Source organism: Azospirillum sp. TSH64 (assembly GCF_003116035.1).
Taxonomy (GTDB): domain Bacteria; phylum Pseudomonadota; class Alphaproteobacteria; order Azospirillales; family Azospirillaceae; genus Azospirillum.
The window spans coordinates 6,357,887-6,374,356 of the sequence record NZ_LGQW01000015.1 but is presented as its reverse complement, the minus strand read 5'-3'; the positions used below and the strand labels follow the sequence as shown (position 1 = coordinate 6,374,356).

General features: G+C 67.8%; 17 protein-coding genes. 8 read left to right on the top strand and 9 right to left on the bottom strand.

The window, feature by feature from the left end; genetic code table 11:
* The first annotated feature begins 116 nt into the window (after window positions 1–116).
* On the top strand, window positions 117–941 hold the full coding sequence (locus TSH64_RS30170) for an aldo/keto reductase (protein WP_109450725.1): 825 nt from the start codon (window positions 117–119) through the stop codon (window positions 939–941).
* 43 nt (window positions 942–984) lie between these two features.
* Here TSH64_RS30170 and TSH64_RS30165 read toward each other — a convergent pair whose 3' ends face one another.
* The 4 genes from TSH64_RS30165 to TSH64_RS30150 form a co-directional block, all read right to left on the bottom strand.
* Window positions 985–1,281: a CcdB family protein gene (locus tag TSH64_RS30165; RefSeq protein ID WP_109450723.1), complete on the bottom strand. Its 297-nt coding sequence runs from the start codon at window positions 1,279–1,281 to the stop codon at window positions 985–987.
* A complete protein-coding gene (locus TSH64_RS30160; protein WP_247873220.1) occupies window positions 1,281–1,535 on the bottom strand; it encodes a type II toxin-antitoxin system CcdA family antitoxin in 255 nt (84 codons plus the stop codon). Before TSH64_RS30160 ends, TSH64_RS30165 begins: the two co-directional genes overlap by 1 nt.
* A gap of 85 nt (window positions 1,536–1,620) precedes the next feature.
* The gene (locus tag TSH64_RS30155; RefSeq protein ID WP_109450718.1) at window positions 1,621–3,081 is read right to left on the bottom strand and encodes an ATP-binding protein; all 1,461 of its coding nucleotides are present in this window, start codon (window positions 3,079–3,081) and stop codon (window positions 1,621–1,623) included.
* Window positions 3,071–3,820, bottom strand: a complete 750-nt coding sequence (locus tag TSH64_RS30150) for a response regulator transcription factor (RefSeq protein ID WP_109450716.1) — start codon at window positions 3,818–3,820, stop codon at window positions 3,071–3,073. The genes TSH64_RS30155 and TSH64_RS30150 overlap by 11 nt, the downstream gene beginning before the upstream one ends.
* Window positions 3,821–4,099: 279 nt before the next feature.
* On the opposite strand from TSH64_RS30150, the gene TSH64_RS30145 reads away from it, so the two are divergent.
* The gene (locus TSH64_RS30145) at window positions 4,100–5,383 is read left to right on the top strand and encodes an ABC transporter substrate-binding protein (protein ID WP_247873219.1); all 1,284 of its coding nucleotides are present in this window, start codon (window positions 4,100–4,102) and stop codon (window positions 5,381–5,383) included.
* 111 nt (window positions 5,384–5,494) lie between these two features.
* On the opposite strand, the gene TSH64_RS30140 is transcribed toward TSH64_RS30145, so the two are convergent.
* Both TSH64_RS30140 and TSH64_RS30135 read right to left on the bottom strand, forming a co-directional pair.
* Window positions 5,495–6,568 (bottom strand): NAD(P)-dependent alcohol dehydrogenase, encoded by a 1,074-nt coding sequence (locus TSH64_RS30140; protein ID WP_109450714.1) that lies wholly within the window; start codon window positions 6,566–6,568, stop codon window positions 5,495–5,497.
* A 181-nt stretch (window positions 6,569–6,749) separates the two neighbouring features.
* Entirely contained in the window at window positions 6,750–7,790 is a 1,041-nt protein-coding gene (locus TSH64_RS30135) for a DUF4118 domain-containing protein (protein ID WP_158285434.1), read from the bottom strand.
* Window positions 7,791–7,999: 209 nt separating this feature from the next.
* Here TSH64_RS30135 and TSH64_RS30130 point away from each other — a divergent pair, with 209 nt between their 5' ends.
* Together TSH64_RS30130 and TSH64_RS30125 are read left to right on the top strand one after the other, a co-directional pair.
* A complete protein-coding gene (locus TSH64_RS30130) occupies window positions 8,000–9,181 on the top strand; it encodes a PQQ-dependent sugar dehydrogenase (RefSeq protein WP_109450710.1) in 1,182 nt (393 codons plus the stop codon).
* A 44-nt stretch (window positions 9,182–9,225) separates the two neighbouring features.
* On the top strand, window positions 9,226–9,720 hold the full coding sequence (locus TSH64_RS30125; protein WP_109450708.1) for a GNAT family N-acetyltransferase: 495 nt from the start codon (window positions 9,226–9,228) through the stop codon (window positions 9,718–9,720).
* Here the strand turns inward: TSH64_RS30125 and TSH64_RS30120 are convergent.
* Complete coding sequence (locus TSH64_RS30120; protein WP_109450706.1) at window positions 9,707–10,684, bottom strand: quinone oxidoreductase; 978 nt, start codon at window positions 10,682–10,684, stop codon at window positions 9,707–9,709. The two genes, TSH64_RS30125 and TSH64_RS30120, sit on opposite strands and share 14 nt — an antisense overlap.
* A gap of 131 nt (window positions 10,685–10,815) precedes the next feature.
* On the opposite strand from TSH64_RS30120, the gene TSH64_RS30115 reads away from it, so the two are divergent.
* A complete protein-coding gene (locus tag TSH64_RS30115) occupies window positions 10,816–11,703 on the top strand; it encodes a LysR family transcriptional regulator (protein WP_109450704.1) in 888 nt (295 codons plus the stop codon).
* Window positions 11,704–12,060: 357 nt separating this feature from the next.
* Here the strand turns inward: TSH64_RS30115 and pcl are convergent, their stop codons facing one another.
* Together pcl and pyp are read right to left on the bottom strand one after the other, a co-directional pair.
* On the bottom strand, window positions 12,061–13,290 hold the full coding sequence (gene pcl, locus TSH64_RS30110; protein ID WP_109450701.1) for a 4-coumarate--CoA ligase: 1,230 nt from the start codon (window positions 13,288–13,290) through the stop codon (window positions 12,061–12,063).
* Between the two features lie 10 nt (window positions 13,291–13,300).
* On the bottom strand, window positions 13,301–13,690 hold the full coding sequence (gene pyp, locus TSH64_RS30105; protein ID WP_247873218.1) for a photoactive yellow protein: 390 nt from the start codon (window positions 13,688–13,690) through the stop codon (window positions 13,301–13,303).
* Between the two features lie 452 nt (window positions 13,691–14,142).
* Between pyp and TSH64_RS30100 the strand changes: the two genes are divergently transcribed.
* The 3 genes from TSH64_RS30100 to arsB are packed head-to-tail and all read left to right on the top strand — an operon-like array spanning window position 14,143 to window position 16,132.
* Window positions 14,143–14,517 (top strand): metalloregulator ArsR/SmtB family transcription factor, encoded by a 375-nt coding sequence (locus tag TSH64_RS30100; RefSeq protein WP_109450699.1) that lies wholly within the window; start codon window positions 14,143–14,145, stop codon window positions 14,515–14,517.
* A gap of 21 nt (window positions 14,518–14,538) precedes the next feature.
* Window positions 14,539–15,042, top strand: a complete 504-nt coding sequence (locus TSH64_RS30095) for an arsenate reductase ArsC (RefSeq protein WP_109450697.1) — start codon at window positions 14,539–14,541, stop codon at window positions 15,040–15,042.
* A 16-nt stretch (window positions 15,043–15,058) separates the two neighbouring features.
* Window positions 15,059–16,132 carry an ACR3 family arsenite efflux transporter gene (gene arsB / locus TSH64_RS30090; protein WP_199237699.1) on the top strand — a complete coding sequence of 358 codons (1,074 nt, stop codon included), beginning with the start codon at window positions 15,059–15,061 and terminating at the stop codon, window positions 16,130–16,132.
* Window positions 16,133–16,470: the final 338 nt, after the last annotated feature.

The window sequence follows — 16,470 nt, the reverse complement described above, 5'->3', positions numbered from 1 at the left end:
AATTCGGTTCACAGGTGATATGGCGGGAGAGGCGGTTTGCAGAGTGCCTCTCCCGTCCTAAGTCTCCTTCCCAAGCGAAAAGATGCGCTGCGGCGCTGGTTAGGAGAGAGAGCAGGATGCAGACCGTGAAAGCGAATGGCGCCGAAATCCCCGCGCTGGGCTTCGGCGTTTTCCGCATGTCGGACGAGGAGGTCGAGCGGGTGGTGCCGGCGGCGCTGGAAGCCGGCTTCCGCCATTTCGACACCGCGCAGATCTACCGCAACGAGGCCGCCCTAGGCCGTGCCCTGCAAGCCGCAGGCGCCCGGCGCGACGAGCTGTTCCTGACCACCAAGGTGTGGGTCGACAAGTACAGCCCCGGCCCGTTCGCCGCGTCGGTGGATGAGAGCCTGGAGAAGCTGAAGGTCGACCGGGTCGATCTGCTGCTGCTGCACTGGCCGGCCGATCAGGTCGCCATCGCCGACCAGATCGAGATGCTGAACGCGGTACAGGCCGCCGGCAAGACCCGCTTCATCGGCGTCAGCAACCAGAACATCGCCCAGCTGCGGGAGTCGGTCGAGCGCAGCCAGGCCCCCATCGTCACCAACCAGATCGAGGTCCATCCCTATCTCGACCAGAGCGCGATGGCGGCGGCGGCGAGCGAGCTGGGCGTGGCGATCACCGCCTATTACGCCATGGCCGACGGCAAGGTGCCGCGCGATGCGGAATTGCAGCGGATCGGCGCCAAGTACGGCAAGACGGCGGCGCAGGTGACGCTGCGCTGGCTGATCCAGTTGGGCCACATCGTGCTGTCGAAGACCGCCAAGCCGGAACGGGTGCCGGAGAATTTCGCGCTGTTCGACTTCGCGCCGGATGACAGCGACATGGCGGCGATTGCGAAGCTGGCGCAACCGAACGGGCGGATCGTGAGCCCGGCGGGTCTGGCGCCGACTTGGGACAAGTGAGAATGCAGCGGGATTGATGGATGGGGCGCGTGAGCTTATCGGCTCACGCGCCGATCAGCATGTCCAAAGCTGCGACGATGACGGTGTCCTCCGCCAGCAAGTTGCCGACATGAGGGCCGAGTTCCGAAAGCATCACAGCACCGGCGAACTGCGTCACCATGACATGTGGGCGACCCTCGACGGAAAACACGGGATTGAGACGCGCTGCCGGACGCGGAGCCTTGTCCGGTGGCAGCAGCGGAGCGACAAAACGAGTGTTCAAGTCGCGCAGGATGTCGGCCTGAAGGTCGAGCAGATAACCCGGCCCATCCAACCGGCGATGAATATCGAAACGCGCCATCAGTAAGGCCGGTTCTTCGCCAGCGGAAGGCCATGTGCTTCGACATAGGCATTGGACGACTGAATGGCTTCCCGATTCTCCTCCAGCCATTGCCTGTCGCGCAACTCGGCGATCTGCTGCGCCAGTCCGCGTTCACAGGCGCGCGAAACATTGATGCCGAGCGCCTTGGCCTGCTCCAGCAAATCACTGTTCAGGCTGATGTTGGTTGCCCGCCTGGGTGCGGACATATCGAACGTATAGCGCTCGCCAGCCATCGAACCCTCCATGACAATGCGCATGAATGATGCGCATGAACAACGCACAAATCAAGCCACAACCCCGAGATACACGCATAGACATTCACAACATCCGCGGCAGCGTCACCCTGACCCGCAAGCCGCCGCTGGCGCGGTTGCTCAGCTCGATGCGGCCCTGGTGCGCCTCGACTATGGATTTCACGATGGACAGGCCGAGCCCGCTGCCGCCGGTCTTGCGGTTGCGCGAGCCCTCCAGCCGGACGAAGGGCTTGAAGACGTTGGCGATCTCCGCCTCCGGGATGCCCGGCCCCTCGTCGCAGACATCGACGACGATCTCGGCGGCGTCGGCATCGACGGAGATGGTGGCGCGCTCGCCGTACTTGATGGCGTTGTCGATCAGGTTGGCGAAGGCGCGGCGCAGGCTGGACGGGCGGCCGGCGAGGCGGAGCTGGCGTGCCTGCTCGAAACGGTCGCTGCGCTCCACCCCGCCGCCGAAGATGGTGCGGACGGCGGCGAACTGGAGCGGCGGCGGTTCCTGGTAGGTCACAGGCGAGCCGGTGTCGGCATAGTCGTCGCACAGGCTCTGCAGCAGGCTGGCGAAGGCGACCACCTCGACCTCCTCGCGCAGCACGTCGTCGCCGAGAAACTCCAGCGTCGCGGTGACCATCGCCGCCATCTCGTCGATGTCGGCCATCATCTTGGCGCGCAGCGCATCGTCATCGACATATTCGGCACGCAGACGCAGCCGCGTCGCCGGGGTGCGCAAATCGTGGCTGATCGCCGCCAGCAGATGGGTCCGCCCCTCCATCAGGTCGCGGAGCGCGTTGCGCGCCTGGTTGAAGGCGCGGGCGAGCGAGGCGACCTCCTCCGGCCCATCCTCCGGCAGGGGACGGGGGTGCAGGCGGTCGTGCGGGCGGGTCGCCTGTTCGGCCAGCGATTCCAGCGGGCGGACCAGCCGGCCGGGCAGCCAGAGCAGCAGCCCCAGCGCCAGACCGAAGGCGGCCAGACCGGCCAGCACCATCTCGAACGGCGTGGTGCGCGGCCGCCAGAAGCGCGGGCTGGCGAACTCCAGCCAGCCGCCGCCGGCAAGCTGGACATAGACGCGGGCGTCGCGCAGCTGGGCCGCCGTGTCCTCCGCCACCAGGGAGAGGGATTCCGCCAGCGTCTGGGCACGGGCGGAATGGACGGACAGCAGGGCGCGCTGGACGGCGACGAACACCGGGCGGGGTGCGTCCAGCACCCCCTCCAGCATCCAGCCGGCGGGCACCGTCGGCATGCCGGGCCCCTGCCAGGACACCGACAGGTCGGGCAGCCCGCTCAACGCCAGCGCCGGCCCGGCAGCGATCCCGTCCAGCAGCGCGCGGTCGGCCGCCTCCACCGCCGCCGCCATCGCCGGTCCCAGCCGGTGGGCGGTCAGCAGCTCCCGTGCGCGGTCGTCGACCAGCTGCATGCCGACCAGTGCCCCGCCATGGGTCAGCACCAGCAGCGCCACCATCGCCGCCAGGATGCGGTGGCGCAGCCGGGCGGCGCGCATCTGGGCCGGCAGCAGGCGTTCAAACGCCACGGCTTATCCCGGAAGAGGCGGCTTCGCCCTGGTCCACCACCGTCGCGGTGAACTGGTAGCCGATGCCGCGCACCGTCTTGATCAGGCCGGAGCCGCCCGGCCCCTCCTCCAGCTTGCGGCGCAGGCGGCTGATCTGGATGTCGATGCTGCGGTCGAAGGGGATCGAGGTGTCGCCGCGGTGCTTCTCCAGCAGCTCGGTGCGCTCCACCACCTGGGGGGCGCGCTCCAGCAGCGTGCCGAGCAGGGCGTATTCACCCTGGCTGAGATGGACCACCACCCGGTCCGGCGTGCGCAGTTCCCGCCGCCCCTGGTCGAGCGACCAGCCGGCGAAGCCCAGCACGCGCGGCCGCTCGCGCACCGGCTCCGGCCCGCCGCAGCGGCGCAGGATGGCACGGATGCGGGCCAGCAGTTCGCGCGCGCTGAAGGGCTTGACCAGATAATCGTCGGCACCGACCTCCAGCCCGACGATGCGGTCGACCTCGCTGCCCATCGCGGTCAGCATGATGACGGGGGTCTCCGACTTGGCACGCAGGCCGCGGCACAGGCTGGTCCCGTCCTCCCCCGGCAGCATGACGTCGAGCACGATGAGATCGACCGGCCATTGCGCCAGCACCCGCGCCATCTCGCGCCCGTCGCCGGCGGTGGAGACGCGGAAGCCGCTCTTCACCAGGAAATCATGCAGCATGTCCCGGATCTCGGGATCGTCGTCCACGACCAGGAGATGGCGCGCGCGCTCCATGGCGTCCCTTCCCTCTTCCGTTCCCTGCCCCGCGGAGAGGGGCTTTCTTGTTCGTTGGGCCCGAGTGTAGCCTCCCGCGCCGGTCCGGGTACAGTGCGCCGCGCGGGCCGCTTTGTAACGGTTGCGTAACAGCGGCGCGGCCGTGATAAGGCGTTGTTACCAAATAATCCGGGCGCCGAATTGCACGCGGGATAGAGTTCCTCCAACGGCCGGACGGCTGACAGCCCAAGGCCAACTCGAAGATCGAACGAAGACAGGGAACAGGGGGAAATGTCCAAAATGCCGTCTCTCAGCAAATCCATCCCCGGCATGACAGCGACCAGCATGGTTGCCCTGGCCACCGTCATGGCCGGCGCGTTGATGGCCGTGCCCGCCAAGGCCGAGCCGGCGGTGGAGGTTCTGCACTACTGGACCTCCGGCGGCGAATCGAAGGCAGCGGGCGCGCTGCGCCAGGATTTCGAGGCGGCGGGCGGCAAGTGGATCGATGCGCCGGTCGCGGGCGGCGGCGGCGACGCGGCCAGCACCGTGCTGCGTTCCCGCGTGCTGGCCGGCGACCCGCCGAACGCCGTGCAGCTGAAGGGCCCGAACATCAAGGACTGGGCGGCGCAGGGCAAGCTGGCGACGCTGGACGAGGTCGCCAAGGCGGAGAACTGGGACGCCATCCTGCCGCCGCAGATCCGCGACGTGGTGACCTACAAGGGCCATTACTACGCGGTGCCGGTGAACATCCACCGCGTCAACTGGATGTGGGTCAACCCGAAGGTCATGGAGAAGGCCGGCGTCGCCATCCCGAAGACCTGGGACGAGTTCAACGCCGCCGCCGACAAGCTGAAAGCCGCCGGCATCATCCCGCTGGCCCATGGCGGCCAGCCCTGGCAGGAAGGCGCGCTGTTCGAGGACGTCACCCTCGGCCTCGGCGGTCCCGACTTCTACCGCAAGGCCCTGGTGGAGCTGGACGCCAAGGCGCTGACCAGCGACACGATGGTCAAGGTGTTCGACCAGATGCGCAAGCTGCGCGGCTATGTCGATGACGGCTTCCCCGGCCGCGAATGGAACCTCGCCGCCGGCCTGCTGATGAACGGCCAGGCCGCCATGCAGATCATGGGCGACTGGGAAAAGGGCGAGCTGACCGCCGCCGGCAAGGTGCCGGGCAAGGATTTCGTCTGCGCCCATGTGCCGGGCCAGTTCGGCTATATCGTGAACTCCGACAGCTTCGTCATGTTCAGCTCGGCCAACGCCGACCGCGCCGCCGGCCAGAAGCTGCTGGCCAAGCTGATCCTGGGCAAGAAGTTCCAGGAGACCTTCAACGTGCTGAAGGGCTCGATCCCCGCCCGCCAGGACATGGCGCGCGACAGCTTCGACGAATGCGCCGTCAAGTCGATGGACGATCTGAAGACCGCCATCGACACCAACAGCGCGGTTCCGTCGATGGCCCACGAGATGGCGGTCCCCGGTGCGGTCCGCGGCGCCTTCCTGGATGTCGTCACCGCCCACTTCAACTCCACCATGACCTCGCAGGAGGCGGTGAAGCGTCTGGCCGAAGCCGTCGATCTGGCGAAATAAGCCTCGGTTTTCCTTGTTTATCCTCTCTCCTCTGGTGTTGCGTGTGACCTTGAAAAGCCCCTCTCCCGCCTGGGAGGGGGGCTTCTTTTCGTTTGCGTGCCTGAGCAGGACTCAGGGCGTGATCGCCACCTTCAGCACGCCGTCGCGCTGGTGGCCGAACAGGTCGTAGGCCTCCTCGATCCGCTCCAGCGGGAAGCGGTGGGTGACCAGCGGCTTGAGGTCGACACGGCCGGAGGCGACGACGCCCATCAGCCGGCGCATCCGCTCCTTGCCGCCGGGGCAGAGCGAGGTGACGATGGTGTGGTCGCCGAGACCGGCGGCGAACGGCCCCAGCGGCAGGCGCAGGTCGCCGGAATAGACGCCGAGGCTGGACAGCGTGCCGCCCGGCCGCAGCACGCGCAGCGCCGCCTCGAAGGTCGCCTGGGTGCCCAGCGCCTCGATGGCGACATCGACGCCGCGGCCGTCGGTCAGCCGCAGGATTTCCTCCACCGGATCGGTTTGACGGAAATCGACCGCATGGTCGGCCCCCATCCGCCGCGCCATCTCCAGCCGCACCGGCACGGTGTCGACGGCGATGATGGTGGTGGCGCCCTTCAGCCTGGCGCCTGCGGTGGCGCACAGGCCGATGGGACCTTGCGCGAACACCGCCACCGTGTCGCCGATGCGGATGTTGCCGCGCTCCGCCCCGGCGAAGCCGGTGGACATGATGTCGGGGCACATCAGCACCTCCTCGTCCGTCAGCCCGTCGGGCACCGGGGCGAGGTTGACCATCGCGTCGGGGACCAGCAGGTATTCGGCCTGGGAGCCGTCGATGCTGTTGCCGAAGCGCCAGCCGCCCAGCGGCTTCCAGCCATGCCTGGTGCCGGCGCCGTCCTGGGAATGGCAGCCGCACAGGCAGGCGTTGCTGTGGCCGCTGGGGGTGATGGCCCCGGCGATCACCCGCTGCCCCTCGCGGTAGCCGGTGACGGCGGAGCCCAGCTTCTCGACGATGCCGACCGGCTCATGGCCGATGGTCAGGCCGCGGGCGACCGGATATTCGCCCTTCAGGATGTGGATGTCGGTGCCGCAGATCGTCGTCGTCGTGATGCGGATCAGCGCGTCGAGCGGCCCGACGTCGGGGATCGGCTTGTCGTCCAGCACGATGCGGCCCGGTTCGACGAACACCGCCGCTTTCATCATGACCATGGCGTCCTCCCAGTATGGTGGTCGCCGGTCGGGGGGCTGTTTGGCGTGACCTTCGCAAACGGCCCGCGGCCGGCGCTGTGCTTCACGCCGGCCAGTCTACGCGGCGGGGAGGACGTTCGCATTGACGCAGATTGGCCGGTCGCGGGAAATCGCCCTCCCCCGCTCCAGCATGGCCTGTTTTTCAGCAGATGGCGGGACCGTCGCCCGCGGACGACGCCGCCTGGCAGCAGGGAAAGCGCAGGGTCGCCTTCAACCCACGCTCCGGCCTCGGCTCGATGTCGAGGCTGCCGCGCAGTTGCAGGGCAAGCAGCCGCATGATCCGGCCGCCCAGCCCGGTCCCCTGCGGCCGCTCGGACAGCATGCCCACGCCGTCGTCGCAGACGCGCAGCACGCACCCGGTTTCCTCCTTGCGGAAGCTCAGCTCGATGCGGCCGGCCCGGCCGTCGGGAAAGGCGTATTTCAGCGCGTTGGTGATCAGTTCGTTGGCGATGGTGCCGACCGCCACCGCGACGCTCATGTCGAGATCGGCATCGTCCACCTCGGCGATGACCGCCACCGGCCTGACCCCGACGACGCCGAGCTGGATATCCTCCACCAGGCTTTCCAGGAAATCCTTCGAACTGACGATGTTGACGCCTTCCACCCGGCGCAGCCGGACATAGACGCGGGCCAGCACGCCGATCCGCTCGATGGTGCCGCTGACGATGTCCTGTTCCGCCCCCGCCCCGGCCTTGTGGGCGGCGAGCGTCAGCTGGGCGCAGATCTGTTGCAGGTCGTTGCGGATCCGGTGATGGATCTCGTGCAGCATCAGATCCTTTTCCTCATTGGCGGCGGCAAGCCGGTCCGAATAGTCGCGCAGCCGCTCGTTCGCCCGGCGCAGGGCATGGGCGCCGCCGGCGATGCCGAAACCGAGGGCCATATAGATGAGGAAGGCCAGACGGTCGCCCGGCTCGGCGACCCACAGCATCCCCTCCGGCTTCATGAAGAACCAGGCCGAAAACAAACCCGACAGCGCAACCGCCAGATAGCCCGACCCGCGGTCGAACAGCAGGGCGATGACGAAGATGGTCGGGATGAAGAGCAGGAACGGGTATTTGAACAGCAGCGGATCGAGCGCATGGCGCACCAGCGCCGTCAGCCCGACCAGCAGCAGCGTGATCCCGTACTGTGCCCAGACGGCGCGTGGGAGGCTGGACGACAGCCGGCGAAAAAAGTCTTCCATACCCCGTTCCCTGCTCCGAACACCGCAACGGAACGGTAACAATCGGCGTGTGAAATCGGATGACCCGGGTATGCACACAAACATGTGACGAATTGCGTCCAGGCTCCGGTCGGCCATCTCGCCGGGCGAGTCTTTCGGGGGAGCCGGCCTTGGCCGCCGGCCCCGCACCCCCATCTGCAAGGTCAATCCCGAAAAACCGGAGGATCGTGATGCGCAGCACCCTGACCCTGTCGGCCACCGCCCCGATCGCCGCTCTCATTGCCGCCCTCGCCATCCCGCTTGCCCCGGCACAGGCACAACAGGGGCAAAGTCAGGCGCAGGCGGGCAATGCCCAGACGGTGAAGACCGTCCGCACCAGCGCCGGGCCGGTGGCGGTCAGCCGCGTCGCCGCCGGGCTGGAGCGGCCCTGGGGCATCGATTTCCTCCCCGACGGCCGGGCGCTGGTGACGGAAAAGCCGGGGCGGCTGCGCATCATGGCGCGCGACGGCTCGCTCTCCTCCCCGTTGGCCGGCACGCCGAAAATCTTCAACCAGGGCCAGGGCGGACTGATGGACGTGGCCGTCGATCCCGATTTCGCCCGCAACCGGATGATCTACCTCGCCTATGCCGAACCGGGGGATGGCGGCACCGCAGGCACGGCGCTCGCGCGCGGCACGCTGGGCGAGCGCGGCATCGAGGACTTCAAGGTGATTTTCCGCCAGACGCCCAAGGTGGACGGCGGCAACCATTTCGGCACCCGCATCGCCTTCGCGCCCGACGGCCACATCTTCCTGACGCTGGGCGAGCGCTACAAGTTCGATCCGGCGCAGAGCCGCGACAACACGCTGGGCAAGGTGGTCCGGCTGAACCGCGACGGCTCGGCTCCGAAGGACAATCCGTTCGCCGGTGAGGGGGCGACGGCCGGCGCCGTCTGGTCCTACGGCCACCGCAACATCGAGGCGGCGGCCATCGACCCGCGCAGCGGAGCGCTGTGGATCGCCGAGATGGGCCCGATGGGCGGCGACGAGCTGAACCGGCCGGAAGCGGGGAAGAATTACGGCTGGCCGCTGGTCAGCTGGGGCAAGCATTACGACGGCCGCGACATCCCCGACCCGCCGACCCGCAAGGAGTTCACCGACGCTGTCATCCACTGGACGCCGGTGATCTCGCCGTCGGGCATGGCCTTCTACACCGGCGGGCTGTTCCGCGACTGGCAGGGCAGCGCCCTGATCGGCGGCCTCAGCGCCAAGGGGCTGGTGCGCGTCGCCATCGATGGCACCGGGGCGAAAGAGGTGGAGCGCATTCCGCTCGACGCGCGCATCCGCGATGTGGCACAGGGTCCCGACGACGCCCTCTATGTCATCACCGATGGCGCCGACGGCGCGGTCTTGCGGCTGGCGCCGGCGAAATGACCGCCTGAAGAGCGGGCCGGAAGACGGGACAGGAAGTGGGACAGATGAGGATCAGGGATTACCGGCCGTCGGACGCGCCCGTCCTGGCGCAGCTTTACGCCCGCTCCGTCCGCGGCATCGGCCCCCGCTTCTACAGCGCCGAGCAGGTGGAGGCCTGGGCCGCCCGGGCGCCGACGGTGGAGCGGGTGCTGGAGGCCTATGGCGACGGCCGCGTCGCCCTGGTCGCAGTGGATGGCGACGACCGGGCGGTGGCCTTCAGCGACGTCGAGACCGACGGCCACATCAACTTCCTCTATTGCGCGCCCGAGGCCGCCGGCCGCGGCGTGATGTCGGCTCTGGTCGACGTGCTGGAGGCGCGCGCCCTGGTGCTCGGCCACCCCCGCCTGCATGTGGAGGCGAGCGAGGCCGCCCGCCCCTTCCTGCTGCGCCGCGGCTTCACCCTGCTGGCTCGCCGGGATCTCAAAATCGGCGATGTGCCGATCCACAACTACGCCATGGAGAAGTGGCTGGTCCCGGCGGCGCGCCTCAACCGGGCGTGAGGACCAGGGCGCCGCTGGTGTCCCGCCCCTCCAGCGCGCGATGGGCGTCCGCCGCGGCATCGAGCGGCAGGCAGGTTACCGGACCGGCGCTCAGGCCTGCGGCGACGCGGGCCAGCACCTCCCCGGCGGCGGCACGGTAGGTGGCGGGATCGGCCATGTAGGCGAACACGCTGGGCCGGGCGAGGCAGAGCGAACGGCGCGGCCCCAGTTCGGACAGTTCGACCGGGGCGACCGGCCCGCCGGCCTGACCGACGCTGGCCACCGTGCCGAACAGCCGCACCGCGTCGAAGGTCCGGCGCAGCGTGTCGCCGCCGATGCCGTCCACCGCGACATCGGCGCCGTGCCCGCCGGTCAGGTCGCGGACGGCGGCGACGAAGTCCTCGTCCCGATACAGGATCGCGTGGTCAAGCCCGTGGGCGCGGGCGGTCTCCGCCTTGGCGGCGCTGCCGACCGTGCCGATGACGGTAGCGCCCAGGCTCTTCGCCCATTGGGTCAGCAGAAGGCCAAGCCCGCCGGCGGCGGCATGCACCAGGATCGTGCTGCCCGGACCGACCGGGCAGACCCGGTTGAGCAGCATGTGGACGGTGATGCCGCGCAGCAGCAGCGACGCGGCGGCCACCGGCTCGACACCATCCGGCAGGCGCATCGCGCGGTCGGCGGCCAGCAGGCGCGCCTCTGCATAGCCGCCGGCCGGCAGCCCGGCCCAGGCGACGCGGTCGCCGACCGCAAGCCCGTTCACCCCCGGCCCGACCGCCTCCACCACGCCGGCGCCCTCGACGCCGAGCGTCGCGGGATAGGCCGGCAGCGGATAGAGACCGGTGCGGTGGTAGATGTCGACGAAATTGACCCCGGCGGCGGCATGGCGCAGGCGGATCTCGCCCTCGCGCGGGGCCGGCAGGTCGATGAGGGCAGGCCGCATCACCTCGGCGCCGCCTGGCCCCGTCATCTGGATTGAGCGGATCATATCGGTTGTCTCCATCGATCGTTGCGGTGGAGCGGAGGTTAATCTGTGGTGCAATACGCTGAAATTCGGCAAACTCGCCCAAGTCCTGGGTGTTTTTGCACAGAGATGTGGAGACCGGTTGGAATGGGCCGATGAACTGGGATGACCTGCGCGTCTTCCTGGCGCTGGCGGACAGCGGCAGCCTGTCGGCGACGGCCCGGAAGCTGGGGGTGGACCACTCCACCGTCGCCCGCCGGGTGGCGGCACTGGAAGCCGACCTTGGCGTGCGCCTGTTCGACCGGCTGCCGCGCGGCTATGCCCCGACCGCGGAAGCGGAGGAATTCGCGGCCCTGGCCCGCCGGGTGGAGGATGGGGTGCTGGCGGTGGAACGCCATGCCCGCGGCCAGCCGGGCGAGCCGGCCGGTGTGGTGCGCCTGTCGGCCCCGCCGGCCTTCTCCAGCAGTTTCCTGGCGCCGCGGCTGGCCGGCTTGCGGCGGACGCTGCCCAGGCTGGTGGTGGAACTGGTCGGCGACGTCCGTGCGGTCAGCCTGACCCGGCGGGAGGCCGATCTCGCGCTGCGCCTGCAACGGCCGGAGGATGACGGGCTGGTCGCCCGCCGGATTGGCGCCATGGGCTATGGGCTCTATGCGACGCCGGATTATCTCGACGGCCGCGACGAGGCCGACTGGGAGTTCATCGGCTATGACGACAGCATGGACCATGTGCCGCAGCAGCGCTGGCTGCGGCAGGTGGCCGGCCGCCGCCCCTTCGTCTTCCGCGCCAACGATCTGATGAGCCTGCGCGCGGCGGCGGCGGCCGGCATCGGCATCGCCGCGATTCCGCATTTCCTGGGTCGGGCGGACGCGGTTCCAGTTCCCGCCCTGGTTCCGGCGGTTCCGGCCGCGGGCCTTTCGCCGCCGCAGCCGCGCGAGCTGTGGCTGCTGGTGCACAACGATCTCCGGCGGTCGGCACGGGTGCGGGCGGTGATGGACGCCCTGGTGTCGATCATCGCCGCAGAGCGATCGCTGCTGGAGGATTGAAGGCATTATCGTCGTCGTTGCGACGCAATCACGGGCGGCACCATCGGCGGTACCGACAAAATTTTTACGCGAAGCACGGCCTCGGCGGGAGAAACGAGGGAACAGACCGGCAAGTTACTCCGTTCATTCAGCAGCATCGAAGAGCAGCGCTCTTGCAGACTGAACACCTGAATATGGAGGAAACGCATGCCTATCCTGCTTTGGCTTCTGGGCGTTCCCGGAATTATCGTGATCCTGCTGTGGATGACGGGCATCATCGGCTTCTGACCTCCCGCCTCAGGGTCTCCGCGACCGGACCGGAGCCGCCGAACACGGCAGCCCCGGACCGGATCGCCCGTCACTTTCCCCTTATGCCGATCACCCCTGCGATGCCACAGGCCAGTCGCAGGGTTTTCCCATGTCATTCACCGGCAATGCCGGCCCGATGGCCAGCGCGCGCGGGCGTTGCGGAGCCGGAAGCGTCGCCTCGATCCAATCCGTCAGCCGCCGGCACAGGTCCTCCTGTGGCGGCGCGTTGCATGCCGGGACGACGAAAGCTTTCAGCCGCGTGCCCTCCTCCGGCCGCATCAGCCTCACCACGACGGCTTCGACGTCGGGATGGCCGGCCAGATGCGCCTGCACCGCCGCCAGCGAGACATTGACGCCGCCGACCTGCACCACCGTGTCGAGACGGCCGCCCGGACGGAAACCGCCGTCGCTGTGGGTCAGCCGGTCCTGAAGCGTTGCGGACAGGATCGTTCCATCGGCAAGCCGGCGGCTCACCCTGCCCTCCTTGCCGAACCGCCACCAGGGGAAAGGCCGGAAGGGAGCGTCGGGGTTGTCGCGCCAGCCCAGTCCGGCGGTTTCCGACGAGCCGAACACCTCCATCAGCCGCGCCAGTCCGAGCCGGCGCACGCCATGCGCCGTGTCGGCGGGACAGGGCGCGGTGGAGCTGGTGCCCATCACGCCGTCAGGCAGCCCCGCGCCGGACCGCAGCAGGGCGCCCCACCAGTCGGGATGGGCGACGACGAGGTCGCCGGGTTCGAGCCGGGCCGCCAGCCCGCCGGGCGACGCGGCGCGCCCATCCACCACCGGAACCGCCAGACGGTTCGGCAGCAGCACGGTGAAGAGAAAGCCGTAGATGTGATGGGCCGGGACGACGCTGACGATGCGCCGCGGAGCGACCGAACCGGCGGACAGCAGGGCGGCAAGCGCGTCGGCTTCCTCCTCCAGCGCGGCCAGCGGATGTTCGCAGCGCTTCCCTTCGCCGGTGCTGCCCGAGGTGCGGAAACCCAGGGCGCCGTCGAAGCGGCCGAGCGCCGTTTCGCAGACATCGAGCCAGTCGCCGACCGTCCGCCGCACCAGCAGATAGTCCTCGATGCCGCTGCGGTGGAGGTGCAGGGCCTCGTTGAGTGCCGAAGCGAGTTGCAGCAGGTCGAGGGAATCCGCCCCCACCCCGCCGGGACCGAGCGGGACGGTTTCGGGCCAGGGAGAGCCTGCGGCGGACGGCGGGACACCCGGCCGGAGCCGGGCGAATTCCCCCGCCAGCAGATCGCGGACGACCCTGCCCAGAGCGTCGCGATCCTGCCACCAGCGATCGGTCTTCATGGCAATCGGCTCACAGGCGCTTGACGAAAACCCAGTAGCTGTCGCCGATCAGGGCCTTCTTCATGTGCACCTTCACCTTGGTCGGCTTCATCTGGTAATTGAAGGTGTATTCGATCATCGTGTTCAGGTCCTTCGACTGGACGCCCTTGTCGAACACGCCCTTGAAGGCCGGGGTGTTGGTGCAGGGGGCGATCTCGGTGAAGAAATTCTTGCCGACGACGGTCTTCGGATCGCGCCCGGTGATGGCGCCTTCAGCGGAATTGTACTGAAGGATGCGGCCGGCGGCATCGAGCTGCACGGCGCCGAAGGCGAGACGGTCGATGTCCGCCGCACTCATCTTGCCAAGGGTGTTCTCGATGTCGGCCGTGCCGAATTCGACGAGCTGCATGGTCGCGGTCATGATGGAAAAATCTCCGTGTCCAGGACGATGGGCGCTGCGCCGACGGCACAGCGGGCAGGTTACGACGCCTCCTGGAGGCGATCCGTCGCATGAAGGATGATTTCAAAGAAGAGTTCGGCGGCTTGGTTTTTCATCGTCGCTGCCGTTATCCATAGAGGTATTTATCGTGAACTCGTTTGTCTACAAAAACTCAAAATCATATCATCAAAATATTGCGCCATATGACCAGATATACATTAGTTAATATACAATTATCCTTAAGGGCGATCTTGCCTCTGCTCTTTCAAACCTTTCCGTGAAATAGGACGATCCGCCCTGTCATTTCGATTTTCATCGAAATGATGTTGACCACAGACACCACCACGTATTATTTCTATATTTATCGAATAATCGAATCGGCGCCCGGCCAGTGGCACGGCTTCAGGCGATGGGTGGTTGGCTTGGAAAAGACGATGGAAAAGAAGGATGTCCTGGCCGGGCTGGCGGCCCTGGCGCAGGAAACGCGGTTGGACATTTTCCGCCTGCTGGTGGAAGCCGGGCCGGAAGGCCGCTCCGCCGGATCGATTGCGGAGGCTCTGGGGGTCGCGCCGGCCACCCTGTCCTTCCACCTGTCGGCGCTGACCAATGCCGGGCTGATCCTGCAGCGGCGCGAGAGCCGGTCGCTGATCTATTCGGCCGATTTCGGGCGGATGACCGGCATCGTCGGCTTTCTGTCGGAAAACTGCTGTGGCCGGTCGGCCAATGCGGGCGCCTGCATCCCGGTCTGCGCGCCGACGCCGGAAGCTGCCAATGGCGAGAAGACCGCAAGCCCGCGCTGCGGCTGCTGAGAACCGAAAACGGAGCGGAAAATGGCCGAGAGCCGCGTCTACAACGTGCTGTTCCTCTGCACGCACAACAGCGCCCGCAGCGTCATGGCGGAATGCCTGATGAACCGGGAGGGCCAGGGCCGCTTCCGCGGCTTCAGCGCCGGCAGCCAGCCGTCCGGGCGTATCAACCCCGCCGTCCGCGACCTGCTGGAGCGGCTGGGCTTTCCGACGGCGGACCTCCGGTCGAAGAGCTGGGACGAGTTCGCAGCACCCGGCGCGCCCCACATGGATTTCATCGTCACCGTCTGCGACAACGCCGCGGGCGAGGTCTGCCCGGTGTGGCCGGGACAGCCGATCAGCGCCCATTGGGGCTTTGCCGACCCCTCCAGCGCCGAAGGGACCGATGCGGAGAAGGCAGCCTTCACCGCCACGGTGTTCGGGCAGATCGAGCGCCGCATCCAGGCTTTCGCCAGCCTGCCCATCGCGTCGCTCGACCGCATGGCGCTGAAGCGGCGGATGGACGAGATGGCGCCGGAAAAATCGTGACGCGGGGAGCAAATCCATGACCGCTGACATCCAGTCCGCCCCGGCCGCCCGTCCCGCCATGGGGACTTTCGAGCGCTATCTCAGCCTCTGGGTGGGGCTGTGCATCGTCGCCGGCATCGCGCTCGGCCATCTGGTGCCCGGCCTGTTCCGGGCGATTGCCGCGGCCGAGATCGCCCGTGTCAATCTGCCTGTCGCCCTGCTGATCTGGCTGATGATCGTGCCGATGCTGCTGAAGATCGACCTCGGCGCGCTGGGGCAGGTCAAGGAACATTGGCGCGGCATCGGCGTGACGCTGTTCATCAACTGGGCGGTCAAGCCCTTCTCGATGGCGCTGCTCGGCACGCTGTTCATCGGCCATCTGTTCGCCCCGCTGCTGCCGCAGGAGCAGATCTCCTCCTACATCGCCGGGCTGATCCTGCTGGCCGCCGCCCCCTGCACCGCCATGGTGTTCGTGTGGTCGAACCTGTGCGACGGCGAACCGCACTACACGCTGAGCCAAGTGGCGCTGAACGACCTGATCATGGTGTTCGCCTTCGCGCCGCTGGTCGGGCTGCTGCTGGGGGTGGCGTCGATCACCGTGCCGTGGGGCACGCTGCTGCTGTCGGTGCTGCTCTACATCGTCATCCCGGTGGTGGCCGCGCAGATCTGGCGGCGCAGCCTGCTGGCGGCTGGCGGCGAGCCGGCGCTGACGCGCGTGCTCGGCCGCATCCAGCCGGTGTCGCTGCTGGCTCTGCTGAGCACGCTGGTCCTGCTGTTCGGCTTCCAGGGCAAGCAGATCCTGGCGCAGCCTATGGTCATCCTGCTGCTGGCGGTGCCGATCCTGATCCAGGTCTATGTCAACGCCGGGCTGGCCTATTGGCTGTCGCGCCGGTTCGGGGTGGCATGGTGCGTGGCGGCGCCGGCCGCGCTGATCGGCGCCTCCAACTTCTTTGAACTGGCGGTGGCGGCAGCCATCAGCCTGTTCGGGCTCGGCTCCGGGGCGGCACTCGCCACCGTGGTCGGGGTGCTGGTCGAAGTCCCGGTGATGCTGTCCGTGGTGCGCATCGTCAAGGCAACCAAGCCGTGGTACGAAAGCAAGGCGGGGGCATGAACCCCGCCTTTTCATGGGCCTTTTCTGCACATGATTGAGACGGTTCCGGCACACCGCCGATATGTAGTGAAACTACATTTCTAATATGGTGGTTTTATACCGGAATATGTGGGGAAATTGAGTCTGTTACGACAAGACGCCTCCTTATTCGCTTAGCATGACTTGATCCAGATCAAATCTCGCGGCAAGTGGTAGGACCACTCTTGCGTCGCCCTCGGGCAGGATGTAGGTTTCCTACATATCGCATGGAACCGAGAGATTCGGGGGTTCCGGGCCGGCAAACCGGCTCTTTGGCGACACCCGACGGGAGACGCCCGATCATGGTCACGACCGTTAAA